The organism is Streptomyces sp. NPDC020996, from assembly GCF_040641355.1.
In the GTDB taxonomy this organism is placed as follows: Bacteria; Actinomycetota; Actinomycetes; order Streptomycetales; family Streptomycetaceae; genus Streptomyces.
Genome location: NZ_JBFADM010000011.1, coordinates 49,547 through 66,572, shown reverse-complemented (window position 1 = coordinate 66,572; position 17,026 = coordinate 49,547). Strand labels below are relative to the sequence as shown.

At 74.2% G+C, this 17,026-nt stretch carries 16 protein-coding genes; 2 read left to right on the top strand and 14 right to left on the bottom strand.

Translation table 11 applies throughout. The annotated features are described in order from the left end of the window. Positions 1 to 23: 23 nt before the first annotated feature. Complete coding sequence (locus AB0G63_RS10885) at positions 24 to 944, top strand: transketolase (protein ID WP_360747564.1); 921 nt, start codon at positions 24 to 26, stop codon at positions 942 to 944. Positions 945 to 1,181: 237 nt separating this feature from the next. Here the strand turns inward: AB0G63_RS10885 and AB0G63_RS10880 are convergent, their stop codons facing one another. From AB0G63_RS10880 to tdh, 7 genes are all read right to left on the bottom strand, one after another. Next, a complete protein-coding gene (locus AB0G63_RS10880) occupies positions 1,182 to 1,541 on the bottom strand; it encodes an MmcQ/YjbR family DNA-binding protein (RefSeq protein ID WP_360747561.1) in 360 nt (119 codons plus the stop codon). Between the two features lie 42 nt (positions 1,542 to 1,583). After that, positions 1,584 to 2,126 carry a GNAT family N-acetyltransferase gene (locus tag AB0G63_RS10875; RefSeq protein WP_360747559.1) on the bottom strand — a complete coding sequence of 181 codons (543 nt, stop codon included), beginning with the start codon at positions 2,124 to 2,126 and terminating at the stop codon, positions 1,584 to 1,586. After that, positions 2,123 to 2,707 (bottom strand): XRE family transcriptional regulator, encoded by a 585-nt coding sequence (locus tag AB0G63_RS10870; RefSeq protein WP_360747556.1) that lies wholly within the window; start codon positions 2,705 to 2,707, stop codon positions 2,123 to 2,125. Before AB0G63_RS10870 ends, AB0G63_RS10875 begins: the two co-directional genes overlap by 4 nt. 128 nt (positions 2,708 to 2,835) lie before the next feature. Further along, on the bottom strand, positions 2,836 to 4,209 hold the full coding sequence (locus AB0G63_RS10865) for a radical SAM protein (RefSeq protein WP_360747553.1): 1,374 nt from the start codon (positions 4,207 to 4,209) through the stop codon (positions 2,836 to 2,838). 80 nt (positions 4,210 to 4,289) lie between these two features. Beyond that, positions 4,290 to 5,192: a LysR family transcriptional regulator gene (locus tag AB0G63_RS10860; RefSeq protein WP_360747550.1), complete on the bottom strand. Its 903-nt coding sequence runs from the start codon at positions 5,190 to 5,192 to the stop codon at positions 4,290 to 4,292. Positions 5,193 to 5,264: 72 nt separating this feature from the next. Next, the gene (locus tag AB0G63_RS10855; protein ID WP_360747547.1) at positions 5,265 to 6,458 is read right to left on the bottom strand and encodes a glycine C-acetyltransferase; all 1,194 of its coding nucleotides are present in this window, start codon (positions 6,456 to 6,458) and stop codon (positions 5,265 to 5,267) included. 53 nt (positions 6,459 to 6,511) lie between these two features. Continuing rightward, the gene (tdh, locus tag AB0G63_RS10850; protein ID WP_360747544.1) at positions 6,512 to 7,540 is read right to left on the bottom strand and encodes an L-threonine 3-dehydrogenase; all 1,029 of its coding nucleotides are present in this window, start codon (positions 7,538 to 7,540) and stop codon (positions 6,512 to 6,514) included. An 833-nt stretch (positions 7,541 to 8,373) separates the two neighbouring features. On the opposite strand from tdh, the gene AB0G63_RS10845 reads away from it, so the two are divergent. Next, on the top strand, positions 8,374 to 9,024 hold the full coding sequence (locus AB0G63_RS10845; RefSeq protein ID WP_360747542.1) for a GPP34 family phosphoprotein: 651 nt from the start codon (positions 8,374 to 8,376) through the stop codon (positions 9,022 to 9,024). A 51-nt stretch (positions 9,025 to 9,075) separates the two neighbouring features. Here AB0G63_RS10845 and AB0G63_RS10840 read toward each other — a convergent pair whose 3' ends face one another. The 7 genes from AB0G63_RS10840 to AB0G63_RS10810 form a co-directional block, all read right to left on the bottom strand. Next, the gene (locus AB0G63_RS10840) at positions 9,076 to 9,654 is read right to left on the bottom strand and encodes a GAF domain-containing protein (RefSeq protein WP_360747539.1); all 579 of its coding nucleotides are present in this window, start codon (positions 9,652 to 9,654) and stop codon (positions 9,076 to 9,078) included. A gap of 60 nt (positions 9,655 to 9,714) precedes the next feature. Beyond that, on the bottom strand, positions 9,715 to 10,314 hold the full coding sequence (locus AB0G63_RS10835; protein ID WP_360747536.1) for an ATP/GTP-binding protein: 600 nt from the start codon (positions 10,312 to 10,314) through the stop codon (positions 9,715 to 9,717). Then, positions 10,292 to 10,663 carry a DUF742 domain-containing protein gene (locus AB0G63_RS10830; RefSeq protein WP_360747836.1) on the bottom strand — a complete coding sequence of 124 codons (372 nt, stop codon included), beginning with the start codon at positions 10,661 to 10,663 and terminating at the stop codon, positions 10,292 to 10,294. The genes AB0G63_RS10835 and AB0G63_RS10830 overlap by 23 nt, the downstream gene beginning before the upstream one ends. A 2-nt stretch (positions 10,664 to 10,665) precedes the next feature. Then, entirely contained in the window at positions 10,666 to 11,100 is a 435-nt protein-coding gene (locus AB0G63_RS10825; RefSeq protein ID WP_360747533.1) for a roadblock/LC7 domain-containing protein, read from the bottom strand. A gap of 83 nt (positions 11,101 to 11,183) precedes the next feature. Beyond that, entirely contained in the window at positions 11,184 to 13,220 is a 2,037-nt protein-coding gene (locus AB0G63_RS10820; protein ID WP_360747530.1) for an ATP-binding protein, read from the bottom strand. A gap of 479 nt (positions 13,221 to 13,699) precedes the next feature. Further along, on the bottom strand, positions 13,700 to 14,524 hold the full coding sequence (locus AB0G63_RS10815) for a DUF429 domain-containing protein (protein WP_360747527.1): 825 nt from the start codon (positions 14,522 to 14,524) through the stop codon (positions 13,700 to 13,702). A 92-nt stretch (positions 14,525 to 14,616) separates the two neighbouring features. Then, on the bottom strand, positions 14,617 to 16,971 hold the full coding sequence (locus tag AB0G63_RS10810; RefSeq protein ID WP_360747524.1) for a lantibiotic dehydratase: 2,355 nt from the start codon (positions 16,969 to 16,971) through the stop codon (positions 14,617 to 14,619). Positions 16,972 to 17,026 lie beyond the last annotated feature (55 nt).

Here is a 17,026-nt window from a genome sequence, read left to right as displayed (position 1 = left end):
CCGACAGAAAGGCTCTGATCTTCATGGACACCATGCGCGACCGGTTCACCGACGTCGCCACCAGGCTGCTGGACGAGGATCCGCGCGTCGCGGTCGTCATCGCCGAGGTCGGCAAGGACGGCTTCACCGAGGCACTGCGCCGGCACCCGGACCGGGTCGTCAACGTCGGCATCCGTGAGCAGCTCCTGGTCGGGACCGGCGCCGGGCTGGCGCTGACGGGGCTGCGGCCCGTGCTGCACACGTTCGCCTCCTTCCTCGTCGAGCGGCCCTTCGAGCAGGTCAAGCTGGACCTCGGGCACCAGGGGGTCGGCGCGGTGCTGGTGAGCGCGGCGGCGTCCTTCGACTGGCCGGCCGGTGGATACACGCACATGGCGCCGGGCGACGTGGCGCTGCTGGACACCCTTGACGGCTGGACCGTGCACGTGCCGGGGCATCCGGACGAGGCCGAGACCCTGCTGCGGCACGCGGTCGCCGCGGGCGACGACAAGGTGTACGTCCGGCTGTCCCTGCAGTCGAACGACCGGCCGCGCGAGGTGGACGGGCGGGGCTTCCGCACCGTCCGCGAGGGCGGCCGCGGTGTGGTCGTCGCCGTCGGGCCGGTCCTGGACGAGGTGCTCACGGCCACGGAGGGGCTGGACGTGACCGTGCTGTACGCGACGACCGTGCGGCCCTTCGACTCGGCCGCGCTGCGCCGGGCCACCGAGGCGGCCGGGACCGACGTCGTCCTGGTCGAGCCGTACCTGGCGGGCACGTCGACGGCCGCCGCGAACGACGCGCTGGCCGATCTGCCCCACCGGGTGCTGGGCCTGGGCGTGGGCCGCCGCGAACTGCGCCGCTACGGCCGTATCGAGGAGCACGTCGCCGCCCACGGCCTGGACGCGGGCTCCCTGCGGGAACGGATCGCCGGCTTCGTCGCCGGCGGGCGGGTGACGGCGGGGGCGTGACGGCGTGAGCGTGCGCCGAGCCGCGGCTCCGGGCGTTCGCGCCCCGAGGTCCGGGCGTTCGCGCCCCCGGGGTCCGCACGTTCGTCCCGCCGGGCGTGCGTCGCGGCGGGATGCGCCACGGCGGCGGCTTCACGACCGGCTCGGGTACGTGCGCGGGTGGCAGCCGGAGCCCCCTCCGCACCGGCTGCCACACTGGCCTTCGGATGATGACACGCGGCACTGACAACGCCCCGCGTCTCACTCCGCGGCCGGCAGCCCCAGTGCGGGGTGGGCGTCGAGCAGGCGCGGCGGGGCGGCCTGGCGCCAGGAGTCGGCCAGGATGTCGCGCAGCTCCTCCTCGTCCTCCAGCGCGGCCAGGCGCACCCGCACCCAGGCGAACTGCGCCTCGTGGCCGGCGATCCAGAACTTCCCCGGCTCGGCCAGGACCAGTTCGTCGCGCTCCTCCTTGGGGCAGCGCACGGCGATGGAGGTCTCGTTCTCGGGCAGCGTGGCGAACATCTTCCCCGCCACCCGGAACGTGGGCATGTTCCAGGCGGTCTTCTCCGTCGTGTCCGGCAGGGACAGGGCGATACGGCGTACGTCTTCGGCGTCCGGCATGTCTCGCACCGTAGTCCCTGGCACTGACATCGAGTCACCTGGTCACAGCGGTGCCCCGGCCGGCTCGGCGGCGCCGAGCCGCTTGTAGTAGACCGAGGTCGGCCGCAGCGCGCCGTCGGGGGCGGCCGCGTAGTCCGGGATCGCGCCGACGCGGGTCCAGCCGGCCGAGCGGTAGAGGTGCTCGGCGAGGCTGTCGGTCTCGGTGTCCAGGTGCAGCAGGGTGATGCCCGCGGCGGCGGCCGCCTCCTCGGCGGTGGTCAGCAGCCGGCGGCCGAGGCCCCGGCCGCGGGCGTCGCGGTGCACCATCAGCTTGACCAGTTCGGCGCGGTGGCGGCTGTTGGGCTTGTCCGGGAAGACCAGGCTGACGGTGCCGAGCGTCCGGTCCCCCTCGCACGCCGCCCACACCGCCAGCCGTCCGCCGGCCGCCTCCGCGGCGCGCTCCGTCCACCAGTCGAGGGCCGCCGCCCGGTCGAGCGGCGCGAGGAAGCCGATCGAGGCGCCGCCGTGCACGGTGTCCACCAGCAGGTCGGCCAGTTCCTCGACGCGTGCCGCCAGTGCGGCCCGGTCCAGCCGTCGCACGATCACGGCAGCACCACCGCCAGCACGTACCGCACGCCCTCGGGACCGGGGCACCGGAACCGCGTCGGCCCCCACACCCGCAGCCGCAGGCAGTCGCCGGTGCCGAGACGGTGCTCGACGTCCTGCGCCGTCACCTCCAGCGCTCCCTCCAGGACCCAGATGTGCTGTTCCAGGCCGGGCACCGGCGGCCGGTCGTAGGCGATGTCGGCGCCGGCGGTGAGCCGCCCCTCGACCAGTTCGCCGCGCAGCCCGGCGTGCGGCGGTGACACGGAACGCCGTACGAAGCCGGAGTCCCGGTCCCGCCACACCGGCTGGTCGGCGGCGGGCACCAGCAGCGCGTGCTCCCCCTCCACCTCGCTGAGCAGCTGCGACATGGTTCGCCCGTAGACGTTGCACAGGCGGTTGAGGAGGGCGGCGGTCGGGCTGATCTCCGCCCGCTCGGCCCGGGACAGGGTCGACCGGCTGACTCCGCTGCGCTCGGCCAGCTCCCCGAGCGACCAGCCCCGCTCGGCCCGCAGTTCGGCCAGCCGGGCGCCCAGGCGGGCGTCGACGGGGTCGGGCTCCGTGTCGAGAACATGATGTTTCACATCCGGGATGATATCCCGGATTCGAGACGCCGGGTGGGGTGTGGGCCCCGTCGTTCCCGCCCGCCGAGCGGGCTCGTCACGCCGGTCCCCCGAACGGGCGCGTCACTCCCGTCCGCCGAACGGGCCCGTCAGTCCCGTCCGCCGAACGCCGCGAGCGTGTGTTCCAGCGCCGGGAGCGCCCGTACCACCCGCTTCGACCGGATCAGCAGGTCCCACGCCGGCTCGAACTTCTTCCAGCCGCCGGCGTACGCCAGGTGCCGCAGCCGCTCGTGCCGGCCGGGCTGGGCGGCCGATCCGCGCCAGATGTTCGACCAGCGGTAGAACTCGCGGTACGCCCGCCAGTAGCCGTCCTCCAGCTGACGTGCCGTCATGCCCTGCGGCCGGTAGACCACATGACGGGTGTCGTAGAGGTCCCAGTCGCGGTGGAGGATGCGCCCCTCGGAGTGGAGCTGCCGCCACAGGCCGGTCGAGGGGTACGGCGTCATGATGTGGAAGGTCGCAGTCTCGATGCCCTGCGCGACCGCCCAGTCCACCGTGCGGTCGAAGACGTCGGGGCCGTCCTGGTCCAGCCCGAACACGAAGCTGGCGTTGACCATGACCCCGGCGTCGTGCACCCGCCGTACCACCGCCGCGTAGTCGGCGCCGACGTTCTGGTCCTTGCGGCGCTCGGCGAGATTCGCGTCGTTGACCGTCTCGAAGCCGACGAACAGGCTGCGCAGCCCCGCCTCCACGGCCCGCTCCAACAGCCCCGGCTTGAGGATGGCGTTGACCGTGGCCGCCGCCTGCCACAGCCGGCCCGACCCGCGCATGCCGTCGAACAGGGCCTCGGCGAAACGGCGGTTGCCGAACAGGTGGTCGTCGAGGAAGTAGAGGTGCCGGCCGGGAAGGCGGTCGATCTCGGCGAGGGCGTCGTCGACGGCCTGAGTGTAGAAGGACTTGCCGCCCTCGAAGAAGGCGTCCTTGTAGCAGAAGTCGCAGTGGTGCGGGCAACCGCGCGAGACGACGATCGAGTTGGGGACCAGATACAGGTGACGCTTGATCAGGTCACGGCGCACCGGCGGCAGTCCGGCGAGAGTGCGCCGTGTGGAGTCGTAGCGGCGGGCGGGGGCGCCGTCGCGGAAGTCCTTCAGGAACAGCGGCCAGGTGTCCTCGCCGGGGCCGGTGAAGATCGTGTCGGCGTGCGCCGCCGCCTCGTCGGGGAGCGAGGTGACGTGCAGGCCTCCCATCGCGACGTGGACGCCCCGGGCCCGGAAGTGGTCGGCTATCTCGTAGCTGCGCCGGGCCGAGGTGATGTACGGCTGGATCACCAGCAGGTCGGGGGTGCCCAGGGCGTCGAGGTCGAGGCGCTCCACGTGTTCGTCGTGGAGCGTGACCTCGTCGCCGGGGTCCAGGTAGCCCGCGAGGGTCGCGAGGCCCAGAGGCGGGAACAGCGAGTACTTGACGGGCCGGAACAGCGGGCTGGTCGCCTCGGTCAGGGCCGGGAGGATCATCGTCACACGCATGACGTCCGAGACTGCGTTCGACCGGCCGCCGGTTCCCGCAGGCCCAGGAGGGCCCCGGGAGGGAAGTGCTCGGACAGGCCCTACGCCCGTGCCGCCGCCCGCAGCGCCTCGAGCACCGGCCGGATCAGCGGATGCTCCTCCGCCCCGCGCCGGACGGCCGCGAAGACCCGGCGGGTGGGCGCGACCCCGTCGACCGGGCGGACGACCACCCCGGCCAGGTCCGTGCCCCGCAGCGCCGAGCGCGGGACCAGGGCGACGCCCGCGTCGGCCGACGCCAGGGCGACGACGGCGCGGAAGTCGTCCGAGGAGTGCTCCAGGCGGGGCTGGAACCCCGCGGTCTCACAGGCCAGGACCACCACGTCATGGCACGGATTGCCGGGGTAGGGGCCGATCCACGGGTCCTTGGCCAGGCCGGCGAGGGGAATCTCGTCCGCGTCGGCCAGCCGGTGGCTCACCGGGACCACCGCGTCGAAGGGTTCGGCGTACAGCGGCACGTGGGTCAGCCGCGGATCGTCCGCCGACGGCGCCCCGCGGTACTCGACGGCGACCGCGACGTCGACCTGCCGGTCGAGCACCATCGGCAGGCTGGCGTCGCCCTCGGCGTCCCGCACCCGGATGCGGATGCCGGGCGCGGAGTCGGCGAGGCGGGCCACGGCGGGCGCGACGACCTGGGCGATGCCGGTCGCGAAGGCGGCGACGGTGACCGTGCCCGCCGCGCCCGAGCCGTACGCCGCCAGCTCGGCCTCCGCCCGCTCCAGCTGGGCGAGGACCGCGTTGGTGTGGCTGAGCAGGATCTCGCCGGCCGGGGTCAGCCGTACGCCCTTCGCGCCGCGCTCCACCAGGCGGTGGCCCGTCTCCTGTTCCAGGGCCGTGAGCTGCTGGGAGACCGCGGAGGGGGTGAGATACAGCGCGGCGGCAGCCGCCGTCACCGTGCGGTGGTCGGCCACCGCACGGAGGATGTGGAGCCGCCGCGCCTCGATCATGGATGCGATTATCGCAAGGGGTCCGGCCGGTCAGTCGGCGGCCCCGCCTATGACGACGGCCACCGTCAGCCGTCAGCCGTCCAGTTCCGCCCGCGCCGCGACGAACGCGTCGACGGCGCGGTCGACGTCGTCGGCGGAGTGCGCGGCGGACAGCTGGACGCGGATGCGGGCCTGGCCCTGCGGGACGACCGGGTAGGAGAAGCCGATCACGTACACGCCGCGTTCCAGGAGGAGTTCCGCGAGCCGGGCCGCCTTCGACGCGTCGCCGATCATCACGGGCGCGATGGGATGGTCGCCGGGGAGGATCTCGAAGCCCGCCTCGGTCATCCGGCGGCGGAACAGCGCCGTGTTCTCCGCCAGCCGCACCCGCAGGTCGTCCGCCGACTCCAGCAGGTCGAGCACCTTCAGGGAGGCGGCGGCGATCACCGGGGCGAGCGTGTTGGAGAACAGGTACGGGCGCGAGCGCTGCCGCAGCAGGGCGACGATCTCGGCGCGGGCGGCCACGTAGCCGCCGGAGGCGCCGCCGAGCGCCTTGCCCAGGGTGCCGGTGACGATGTCGACGCGGTCCATGACGCCGTGCAGCTCGGGCGTGCCGCGGCCGCCGGGGCCGACGAAGCCGACGGCGTGCGAGTCGTCGACCATGACCATGGCGTCGTAGCGGTCGGCGAGGTCGCAGATCTCGCGCAGCGGGGCGACGTAACCGTCCATGGAGAAGACGCCGTCGGTGACGACCAGGCGGCGGCGCGCGCCGGCCGCCTCCTTCAGCCGCGTCTCCAGGTCCGCCAGATCACGGTTGGCGTAGCGGAAGCGGCGGGCCTTCGACAGGCGGATGCCGTCGATGATCGACGCGTGGTTGAGCGCGTCGGAGATGACCGCGTCCTCCGGACCGAGCAGCGTCTCGAAGACGCCGCCGTTGGCGTCGAAGCAGGAGGAGTACAGGATCGTGTCCTCCTGGCCGAGGAACGCCGACAGGCGTGCCTCCAGCTCCTTGTGCACCTCCTGGGTGCCGCAGATGAAGCGCACGGACGCCATGCCGTAGCCCCAGCGGTCCAGTGCCTCGTGCGCGGCGGCGATCACCTCGGGGTGGTCGGCCAGGCCCAGGTAGTTGTTGGCGCAGAAGTTGAGCACCTCGCCGGGCCGGCCGCCCGCGGTGACCTGCACGGTCGCGGACTGCGGGGTGCCGATCACCCGCTCGGGCTTGTGCAGCCCGGCGGTGCGGATCTCGTCGAGGGTGGTGCGCAGGTCGTCTCGGACGGAGTCGAACATGAGGGGGCTCCTGAAGGTGCCGACGGAGGAAAGGTGCCGACGGAGGAAGGGGATCAGACGGTCCAGTCGAGGATGATCTTGCCGCCGGTGCCGCTCGCCGCGTCGGCGAAGGCCGCCTCGAAGTCACGGTAGCCGTAGCGGCCGGTGATCACGGGGGCGAGGTCGAGACCGCCTTCGAGCAGCACCGACATCGCGTACCAGGTCTCGAACATCTCACGGCCGTAGATGCCCTTGATGGTGATCATCGAGGTGACGATCCGGGCCCAGTCGACGGGGAACTCCTGAGCGGGCAGGCCGAGCACGGCGATCCGGCCGCCGTGCGTCATGTTGGCGATCATGTCCCGCATGGCCTCGGGCCGCCCGGACATCTCCAGGCCGATGTCGAAGCCCTCGCGCAGCCCCAGCTCCCGCTGCCCGTCGGCGATGTCCGCCTTCGACACGTTCAGCGCGAGGGTCACGCCGATCTTGCGCGCGAGGTCCAGCCGCTCCTCGCTGACATCGGTGATGACGACGTTGCGGGCTCCCGCGTGGCGGGCCACGGCCGCCGCCATCAGGCCGATCGGTCCGGCGCCGGTGATCAGGACGTCCTCGCCGACGAGCGGGAACGACAGGGCCGTGTGCACGGCGTTGCCGAACGGGTCGAAGATCGCGGCGACGTCGAGGTCGACGGGGACGCGGTGCACCCAGACGTTGCCGGCGGGCAGGGCGACGTACTGGGCGAAGGCGCCGTCGCGGCCGACGCCGAGCCCGACGGTGGCCCGGCACAGGTGACGGCGCCCGGCCAGGCAGTTGCGGCACTTGCCGCACACCAGGTGGCCCTCGCCGCTCACCAGGTCGCCGGCCTGGATGTCGGTGACGTCGCGTCCGGTCTCGACGACCTCGCCGACGAACTCGTGCCCGACCACCAGCGGGGTGCGGATCGCCTGCCGCGCCCAGCCGTCCCAGGCCCGGATGTGCAGGTCGGTGCCGCAGATGCCGGTCCGCAGGACCTTGATCAGTACGTCGCCGGGTCCTATCGCGGGCTCGGGCACGTCCGCGAGCCACAGGCCGGGTTCCGCCTTCTGCTTGACCAGCGCCTTCAACGCTACGGCTCCTGTGGGTGAGGTCCGGGCGCGGGCATGCCGAGGCGGCCGCTTCCGGGCAGGCGAGTGGGATCGCCCCGCAATCTGCCGCACGGCGGCCCTCCGGGTCCATCGATCTTTTCTTAAGCCGCGCCGCAGCTTTCCTTCACACCCACCGTCGCCGCCGCTCGCCTGCGGCAGCCTTCCGCACCGCCTTCCGCGCATGCGGCAGGTCCCGCCCGCCCACGCGGCAGGTTTCGCCCACGTGGCGGGTCCCGCCTGGCCACCGCCGCCCGCGCGGAGGCCTTCCGCCCGCCCGCCGCCTGCGCGGCAGACGTCTCCCGCCACTCGTGCGGCAGCCCTCGGCCCGCCCACGCGGCGGTTGCGCGTGCGTCCGTAGGGGAAGACTTCCGCCCGTTCGGCACCGCCCGCGCGGCAGGTTCCGCCCGCCGCCCGCTCGGCGGCCTTCCGCGCGCGGGAGCGTTTGTCGGCCGCCCGCGCGACAGCTTCCGGCCCGTCCGCCCACCCACACGGCAGCAGCCCGCCCGGACGCGAGATTTCCCCTGCCGCCTGCCGCCTGCCGCCTCCTGCCTCCTGCCTCCTGCCTCCTGCCGACCGCCAACGCGGTGGCGCGACGGCGTTCCGCCCTTTCGTCACCCGCGCCGCGTTCGGCCGGGACACCTCCGTTCGGTGCGTCCCTGCCGGACGCGACGGACCGTGTTCGCGGCGGGCGTGTCCGTGTACGCGCGGCACCGCGCCCGGCCGGCGGCGACAATCGACGCGGGAGGACCGGTCCGCGCGGGTCGGCCGCTCCCCCCGCGCACCGCACCCGGACGACCGACGTGGAGCCGCTCATGAACACCGCACGGGACCTCGCGATCCTCGCCCTGGACGTGACACCGGGCCACCCGGTGGAACAGGGCGACCTCTCGCTCGCACTCGCCGGCGCCGAGGTGCTCGACCTCGTCGACGCCCTGGCCCTCTTCGTGGACGGTGACCGTCTCGTGCCCGCCGCGCAGTCGGTGACGGGCGACCCTCTCCTGGACCGGGCCGCGTCCTCGCTCGTGCGGCAGGAGCCGTACGAGTCCGTCGAGGACTGGCTGTGGCGCCGGGGGCGCGGACTGTCCGCGGCCTATGCCGACGCCATGGAGCGCGAGGGGCTGACGACCCGGCCGCGTGGCCGCCGCATTCCGCTGCGCACCGGGCGGACGGTGCTGGTCGACTCGCCGGCCCGCAGTCGCGCCGAGGCGCGCCGCGCGGCGGGTGAACCCGTCCTCGCCGCGCTGGCTGCCGCCGCCGGCCTCCTGGACCGGCCGACCGGTCCGACCGGTTCGACCGGCCCAACCGGTTCGACCGCTCCCCTCCCCGACGACGTCACCGACGCCGACGACGTGGTCACGACGGTACTGGCCGCCGTCGGCGACGCGGTGATGGAACTGGAGGCGGTACGGCAGCGGCGGGCCGTCGAGGAGTCCGCCTACGCCAATCTCTGGCGAGGCCAGTGACGGGCCGCCGGACGCCCGGCCGGCCCCTCCGCACCCTCCGTGCCCTCCGCGTCACAGCGGAAGCCCGTCGGCCCGCCGTCGCTCCAGACGTGCGACGAGTTCCGCCGCCGCCGACTTGATGGTCTCCAGGCCGGGCTGCCCCCAGGCCCGCGGCCGCACGTCGGCGACGCACACCGTGCCGAGCACCATCCCCGTGCCGTCGACGAGCGGCGCGCCCAGGTAGGAGCGCACGCCGAACTCGTCGACGACCGGGTTGCCGGCGAACCGCGGGTAGTCGCGGACGTCCTCCAGGGCCAGCGCCTTGCGCCGGACCACCACATGGGGGCAGAACCCGTGGTCGCGGGGCAGCAGACGGCCCCATTCCGGCCTGCTGCCGTCGGCCCTCACCACCGGCGGCCCGCCGGCCGGAACGTGCAGGCCCGCGAAGAACTGCCGTTCCTCGTCGATGAAGTTGACCATGGAGTACGACGCGCCGCTGAACTCGGCGAGACGGTCCGCGTAGGCGTCCAGCGCGGGATCCGGGTGCTCGCCGAGGCCGAGACGGCGCAGGTGCCGGGTCCGTGCCGGGGCATCCTTGTCCTCCGGGGTGAGCAGCAGACGAGCGGCCGGGAGCGACGGGTCGTACCTCATGTGCGGGCTCCGTCCCGGTGGACGCGTGTCATGCGGGGCTCCATGGGGGGTGTGCGGGTTTCACGTGTGGGCGCCCTGGCTCGGCGCGGGCGCCTTGGCCTGGGCGATGAGGTGCCGGACCAGGGTGAGCAGCGTCTGCACGCCGGAGCTGGAGATGCGGGCGTCACAGCGCACGACCGGTATCCCGGCGGCCAGGTCGATGGCGGCGCGCACCTCCTCGGGGTCGTAGCGGTGGGCGCCGTCGAACTCGTTGATCGCGACGATGAAGCCGAGGCCGCGCTGCTCGAAGAAGTCGACGGCCGCGAAGCACTCCTCCAGGCGCCGGGTGTCGGCGAGGACGACCGCGCCGAGCGCGCCTTCGGACAACTCGTCCCACATGAACCAGAACCGCTTCTGCCCGGGCGTGCCGAACAGGTACAGGACGTGTTCCCGGTCGAGGGTGATGCGGCCGAAGTCCATGGCCACCGTCGTCTCGGCCTTCTTCTCGACCCCGTCGAGGCTGTCGGTCGCGGCGCTGACCGTGGTGAGCAGTTCCTCCGTGCTGAGCGGCGGGATCTCGCTGACCGCCCCCACGAAGGTGGTCTTGCCGGCCCCGAACCCGCCCGCGACCAGGATCTTCAGCGCTTTCGGAAACGGGTCACAGCTGTCGTCGTAGTCCATCGAGCACTGCCTCCAGAAGGGCCCGGTCAGTGGGGTTGTCGTGGAACGCGGGTGGTTTGGCGGTCAGCGCCCCGCAGTCGACGAGGTCCGACAGCAGCACCTTGGTGACCGCGGCCGGCAGCCTGAGATGGGCGGCGACCTCGGCGACCGGAACGGGCGCGCGGCACAGGTCGAGCGCCTGCGCGTGTTCCGGCCCGAGATGGCCGAGGGGACCGGCTCCGGTGACCATCACCTGTGACATGAGGTCCAGGGCGATGGTGGGCCGGGTGCGGCCGTTGCTGACCGTGAAGGGGCGCACGAGGCGTCCGGCCGCGTCGTCCAGCCACGGCCCGTCGCCGGCCGCCACCACGCTCAAGGCCTCGTCGCCGTGGGTTCGACGGCGTGCCGCCTGGGCGCGGTGACCAGGTAGGGGCGGACGCTCTTGACCAGCATCGACATCTCGTAGCCGAGCACCGCCGCGTCGGCCTCACGGCCCGCCAGCACGGCGAGACAGGTGCCGGATCCGGCGGTGGTCACGAACAGCAGGGTCGAGTCGAGTTCGACGACGACCTGCCGGACGTCCCCGCCGTCGCCGAAGCGGATGCCGGCGCTGCGGCCGAGGGAGTGCAGGCCGGCGGCCAGTGCGGCCATGTGGTCGGCGCTGTCGGCATCGAGGCCGTGCACCGACTTCACGAGTCCGTCGCAGGACAGGAGTACCGCGCTGGTCGTGTGCGGTACGCGCTGCACGAGGCCGCTCATCAGCCAGTCGAGATCGGTTGCGTGGCTGGTCGGCGCGTCGGTCGCCATGGTGGATCGACTCCTTGGGGTGCGAAGGTCCGCGGGAGCGCCGGGGGCGCTGGGGGCGGGGTCGGTAGCGGGAAGGGGGCTGTTCATCCGGCCGGCGCGCTCCCGTCGTGCCGGGTGAGGTGGTCGGTGCCGCCCGGCGCCTCCATCGGTGCGGGCTCGCCGCTGGGCGGGTCGGTGGGGGCCGACGCTCTGTCCGGCGCGGCCATGTGCGGAGCTGCCATGTGCGGTGCGGCCATGTATGGCGACCCCATGTCGGGTGCCCCCATGTCGGGCGCGCCCATGTCGGGCGCGCCCATGTCGAGCGGCGTCGGGTGTGGTGGCGTCCAGGGGTGTGAGGTCGGGTGAGTGAGCGTCAGGGAGTCGGCGTCCAGGTGCTGCTGCGCCTCGGCGAGGCCGACGCCGCGCTGGAACGCGGCCATCAGGCCCGGGTCGTGGCCGGCGACGTGCTCGGTGTCCTGGCGCGGCAGCGGGCCGTCGCGCAGTTGGGGGGCGAGGTGCTCCTGGGCGCGGCGCCGGGGCAGTCGCGGTTTGCCCATGGTGCCGCGGACGGTGCCGACGCGGGGCCTGGGCGGGGTGCCCATGTGCTCGGCGAGGAGGTGCCGGACGTCGGGCCTGATGCCGGGCAGCGCGTCCGCGGGGGTGGGCCGCTCCTGGTCGGCGCTGCGCACCGGCAGCGGTTCGGGTGCGCACCCGTCCGGCACGTGGGGCGCGGAACGCGCGGTCTCCCCGGAGTGCCGCGGTGCGGTGTGCGCGGGCGCGCCGCGCTGTCCTACGGCGCCGCCACCGGTTCCGGCACCCGTACCGGAACCAGAACCGGGCGGCAGCGTCGGCGGCTGCGCGGCCCCCTGCGGTACGGCCGCCTCCGGCTGCGCCTCGCCGCCCGGTGGCCGCGCCCCGGCGCCGGGGACGCCCGGCGCCGTGCCCAACAGGGCTTGCGGCACGACGAGCACGGCCTGCACGCCGCCGTAGATGTTGGTCTGCAGCCGGACGGTGATGCCGTGCCGCCGGGCCAGCTGCGAGACGACGAACAGCCCGATACGGCCGTCCGCCAGCAGGCCGGCGACGTTCACCTGGTCGGGGTCGGCGAGCAGGGCGTTCATCTTGGCCTGCTCGCCGGCGGGCAGGCCGAGTCCGCGGTCCTCGACCTCGACGGCGAGACCGGCGGTGACGAGGCCGGCCCGCAGCAGGACCTGGGTGTGCGGGGCGGAGAACACCGTGGCGTTCTCCACGAGTTCGGCCAGCAGGTGGATGACGTCGGCGACCGCGTGCCCGAGCAGTTCGCCTTCGATCGGGGGCACGAGCTTGACCCGGGAGTACTGCTCCACCTCGGCGATGGCGGAGCGCAGCACCTCGGTCATGGGGACCGGGTGGCTCCACTGCCGGCGCGAGACGGCGCCGCCGAGCACGGCCAGGTTCTCAGCGTGGCGGCGGACGCGGGTGGCGAGGTGGTCGACGTGGAAGAGGCCCTTGAGCAGGTCGGGGTCCTCGATCTCGCTCTCCAGCTCGTCGAGGATGGAGATCTCGCGGTGCACCAGTGACTGCAGGCGCCGGGCGAGGTTGAGGAACACCTCGAGCTTCTGCTCGCTGCCCGTCTGGCTGGAGAGCTGGGCGGCCTGGACGACGGCGGTGACGGCGCCGTCGTGGGCGCGGGCGAGGTCGGCGGCGAGCAGTTCGAAGTCGTCGGCGCCTTCGGGCGGTCCGCTGCGCGGCTTGCGCTCGGGCGGGCCGTCGCCGCGGCGCAGCGTCTCGACGACGGCCCGCAGGTCGGCCTCGCCGCGGGTGGTGCTGCGGCGCAGGGCGCCGACGCGGTCGCTGACGGAGCGGGCGGCGCGGTCGGCGGCCACGGCCGCGACCAGGATGCCGGCGACGGCGACCGACGCGGCGCCGGCGAGCACGCCCCACAGCGCGGGGCCGGGCCGGGCGCCGGTGGAGCGGACGGTGAACAGGACCGCGGCGCCCGCGCCGAGCGCGACCGCGACGGGTGGCAGCACGGCGAGCCGCAGCAGCTGGGGCCGTATCCGGGTCTCGGGCGACGCGGGCACGGGTCGGGCGACCGGCCGTCCGTGCCGCCCGCCCTCGCGGCGGTCTGCGCGTGCGGCCGGTGCGCGAAGCTGAGACATCGGTGTCCTCGTACTGGTCCGTCGGTGCCGGGGCGCACGGTCTGCGCTGTCCGGGCATGCGCCATGGGTGTCGGCCGAGGGGCCGGCGATTCGGCCCCACGTCGCCCGACGGACACTCACAGTAGTTGCCTGAGGATCGTGCGCGGTGGGCAGTCGGCAAAGTCTCCCGGGAAGCGTCCCGCTCTGGTATGAGCTCTCGCACGACAGACCGAGGAACCCTTCCGCGGCTCGCTCAGGAGACGCAGTCGAACGATCAGACCTGTTCGGAAGCGGTCACGACGGAAAGGTGAGGGGCGGCAGCTCCCGCTCCCCGGCCCTCACCGTCCCGCCTTCCGCCCCCGCTCCCGCCCGGCCGTCCGGTAATGACCGACGGACCGTCCGAGCCCGCCGACGACACCCAACCCCTCCCCTGAATATCACTGAGCGTGTTCAGCGAGGGTCGCGGCGCTCGACGCTCCTCGGCGCGGATCCCGGCGCCGTCAGCCCGCACTCCGGCACAGCGCGCCGAGATCGGGTCCCGGCAGATGGATCCACCCCTCCCGCCGGGCGGCCGCGCGCTCCTCGGGGGACCGCGGCCACCGGGTGTCCCCGGCCAGCACCGCGCGCGCCACCAGCGCGCAGACCAGGGCGTCGAGATGGTCGTGGCTGTCGGCGCACCGGGCGCGCAGCGGCTCGGGGAGCCCGCGGGCCAGGCCCGCCTCCAGCGAACGGACGATGTGCTCCCGGGCCGAGCGGGCCTCGGGCGCGGCGCTCTTGTAACTGCGGTCGAGGCGGATGCCCCACAGTCGCAGCGCGGCGGCGGGGTAGACCTCGGCGACGGCGCCCGACCCGTCCCGCGGCACGGGCGCTCCGGCCGCGGCCAGGGCGTCCAGGAGACGGGCGGCGCGCAGGGCCACGACTCCGAGGAGGTCGGTGGAGACGGACAGCGGAGGACGCGTCGCGGTCGCCTTCCACGTCAGGTCGTCCGTCAGCCGGTACCGCAGGGGATCGAGGCCGGGCCTGCCGTCCGTCCGTTCCGCGAAGCGTGCCGGGGGCGGCAGCCGCAGGCCCCGGTGGTGTGCGACGATCGTGGCGACGAAGTCCGAGGGCCAGCCGAGCGGGCAGTCCAGGCCGGTCTTGCCGGCCTCCCGGACCATCGCCAGCAGGTCCTCGTCCTCGTCGGGCACGACGAACTCCGCCGTCGACAGGCCCTCCCCCGTCCAGACCGCCCGGCACACGGCGGTGCGCCGCGCACTCGCGGCGAGGTCGACGCCGAGCGTCACCGTCCGCGCCGCCGGACCGTCCGGCCTCTCTCCACTGTCCACGGGCTGCCGTCCGTTCTGTCCGCCACGGTCTGCGTCCCCCACGGTCTCTCTCACCCGCCGTCCGGTCTCGTGCCGTCGGGCGCGCGAGCGGGTCAGCCCGCCGCTACCGGGTCGGGTTCCCCTCCGCCTCCCTTCTCGAACCGGTCCAGCGGATCGCCCGAGGCGTCCGGTGCCGTGTCGTGGGCCACGAACCTCAACTCCGAGGTGTACCGGCGGCCCTGGTCGTCGCTGAGCCAGGTCTGCTCCGGCGTCGGCAGCATCTCGGTGATCGTGACGACGGCCTCCGGGTCCTTGCGGGCCAGGCGGCGCAGGGCCTTGGCGAGGATGGTGACGTAGACCGGGCTGTCGAAGTCTACGTAGAAGGGCCGGGACTCCGTCGGGGAGACGACGAACACGTAGCGCGGCAGGCCCAGTTCGGTGCGCCAGCGGCGGGCCCCGACGAAGCGCCGGGCCTCGTCCTTCTCGTCGGCGAACCCCGCGCACGCCGCGGACGGCCGCCAGGTCTCCCGGGCGATCACCATGCGGTCGACGGTGACCCGGGGGGTGTGCTCCGCCTGCGGCAGCACCCGGACGAGGTCCATCGCCAGGGTGGTGAGGACGTGGGAGAGCACGTCGACCGCCGGGAACCGCGAGCCGTCGGGGAGCCGTACGACGAGGTCGCCGCCGTGTTCCTCGACCGTTGCGTCGGCGGAGCGCACGACCCGGGTGCGGGCCGGGTCGGCGGTGAGGTCGGCCAGGGCGACCTGGTGGTCCTGGGGGCGTACCAGCGTGTGGCGGACCCGCGCCGAGAGGCGCGCCCGGTGCTCCTTGGGGATCAGGGGCATCAGGCGCGGGCCCGGATGGTCGCGGTCGGTCAGCCGGAACAGCTCGGACACGTCCGGGTGCTGATGGGTGAACAGGGACGCGCCCAGCGTGTTGGAGGCGACGTGGAGTTCGCCGAGTACGACGGTGAAGTCGCCGCGTGCCACCGCCTCCGCCCCGTCTGCGGCGATCATCAGGTCCGGGCTCAGATAGCGGGCGGCCGTCCAGCCGCCGGCCGTGTCGCCGAACTCCGCGCGCACGGCCGCTTCGATGTCCGCCGACCGCGCGGTCACCCGGCGGGCGTCCGCCGGCGCCGCCAGGATGCGCTGCCAGCGCTTGGCGAACTCCCGCTGGAGTTCGTCGGCGGTGGCGCGCGCGGGGCCGTGCAGCACGGGCAGGCACCCGAACCAGAACGACGCCAGATCGACCGGGCCCTCGGCGGCGAGGCGGTCGTACACCCGGCGGGTCTCGGCCGTGACCGCCGCGGCGAGCCGGGAGGTGAGCCAGCCGGCGCTGTCCATCAGCAGCCGCAGCGGGCGCAGCGCGTCGAGGACGGCCGGGCCGAGCCGGACGGTGGCGGAGCGGCGGGTGTCGGAGTAGACCAGCGCGCGGCAGGGCGCCGTCGACGCGGACTTCTCGCGCACGGCGGCCGTGGCGGTGAGCGCGGTGAACTCCCGCTCCAGCTCGGCCATGGCGTCGACCAGGCCGTCCACGTCACGGGCCGCCGCCACCCGTGCGCGGCCCCGCTCCAGCCGGTCCAGTGCCGCGAGGCCCCGCCGGCGTGGCTCGCTCGCGCCGACGCCTTCCAGCCACGCCCGCAGGTCGCGGTCCGGATGGGTGCCGGCGGGGACCTCCAGACGCCACACCACCCAGCGGCGGGCCACCAGGTCGGCCAGTACGGCGGGCACGTCGGTGCCGGGCAGTTCCTCCGCGATGGAGCGGGCGGGCCGGACGCCGTCGCAGCGGGCGAGGACGGCCGCAGCCTCGGCGGACACGGTCACCGGGCGCCGGCCCGGTATCCGGACCCGGTCCCCGTCGAGGGCGACGAACGGCACGCGGCGCGGGGCGATCCACTCCCGCAGGCCGGGGTCGGCGTCCAGGGTCCGCGCCAGCGCGTCGATGCCCCAGCTGGCCCAGTACACGGTCGACGCCTCGGTCAGCCCCTCGCCGGTGTCGACGACGAGACCCCGCGCGGCCGGGTCCCAGCGGCCCCAGCCGACCGGGCCGAAGAACCCGATCGTGTCGTTCTTGACGCAGAACCGCTGCCAGTAGTGCGCGACCAGTTCCTCGCGCTGGCGGGGCATGCTGCTGCGGCTGTCCTTGCCCGGGGTCCAGCGCAGGAACGGCGCGATGCCGGAGCTGAGCACCGGCCGGTTCTGCCAGGCCACCGCCTCGCGGAAGGCCGGCGTGCGGGCGATGTCCTGGAGGGTGTGCGCGGTCTCCACGGCGGCGTCCGCGAAGAGCCGGGAGAAGTCCTCCCAGCGGTCGCCGTCGAGGGGGTCGTCGGCGGCGAACTTGTCGGCCGCCTGCGCCAGCCCGGCGGGAGCCAGCCGCAGCACGCCGTCGGCGGGGAAGCCGGGCCCGCGCAGGGCGAACTGCTCCCACAGCCGCCAGCGGCCGAGGGACGGCACGAGGTCTTCGGTCATGGCACGGCTCTCCTTGGGTGGCGCGGATGGACGGTACGGGCCGACGCGGCCGACG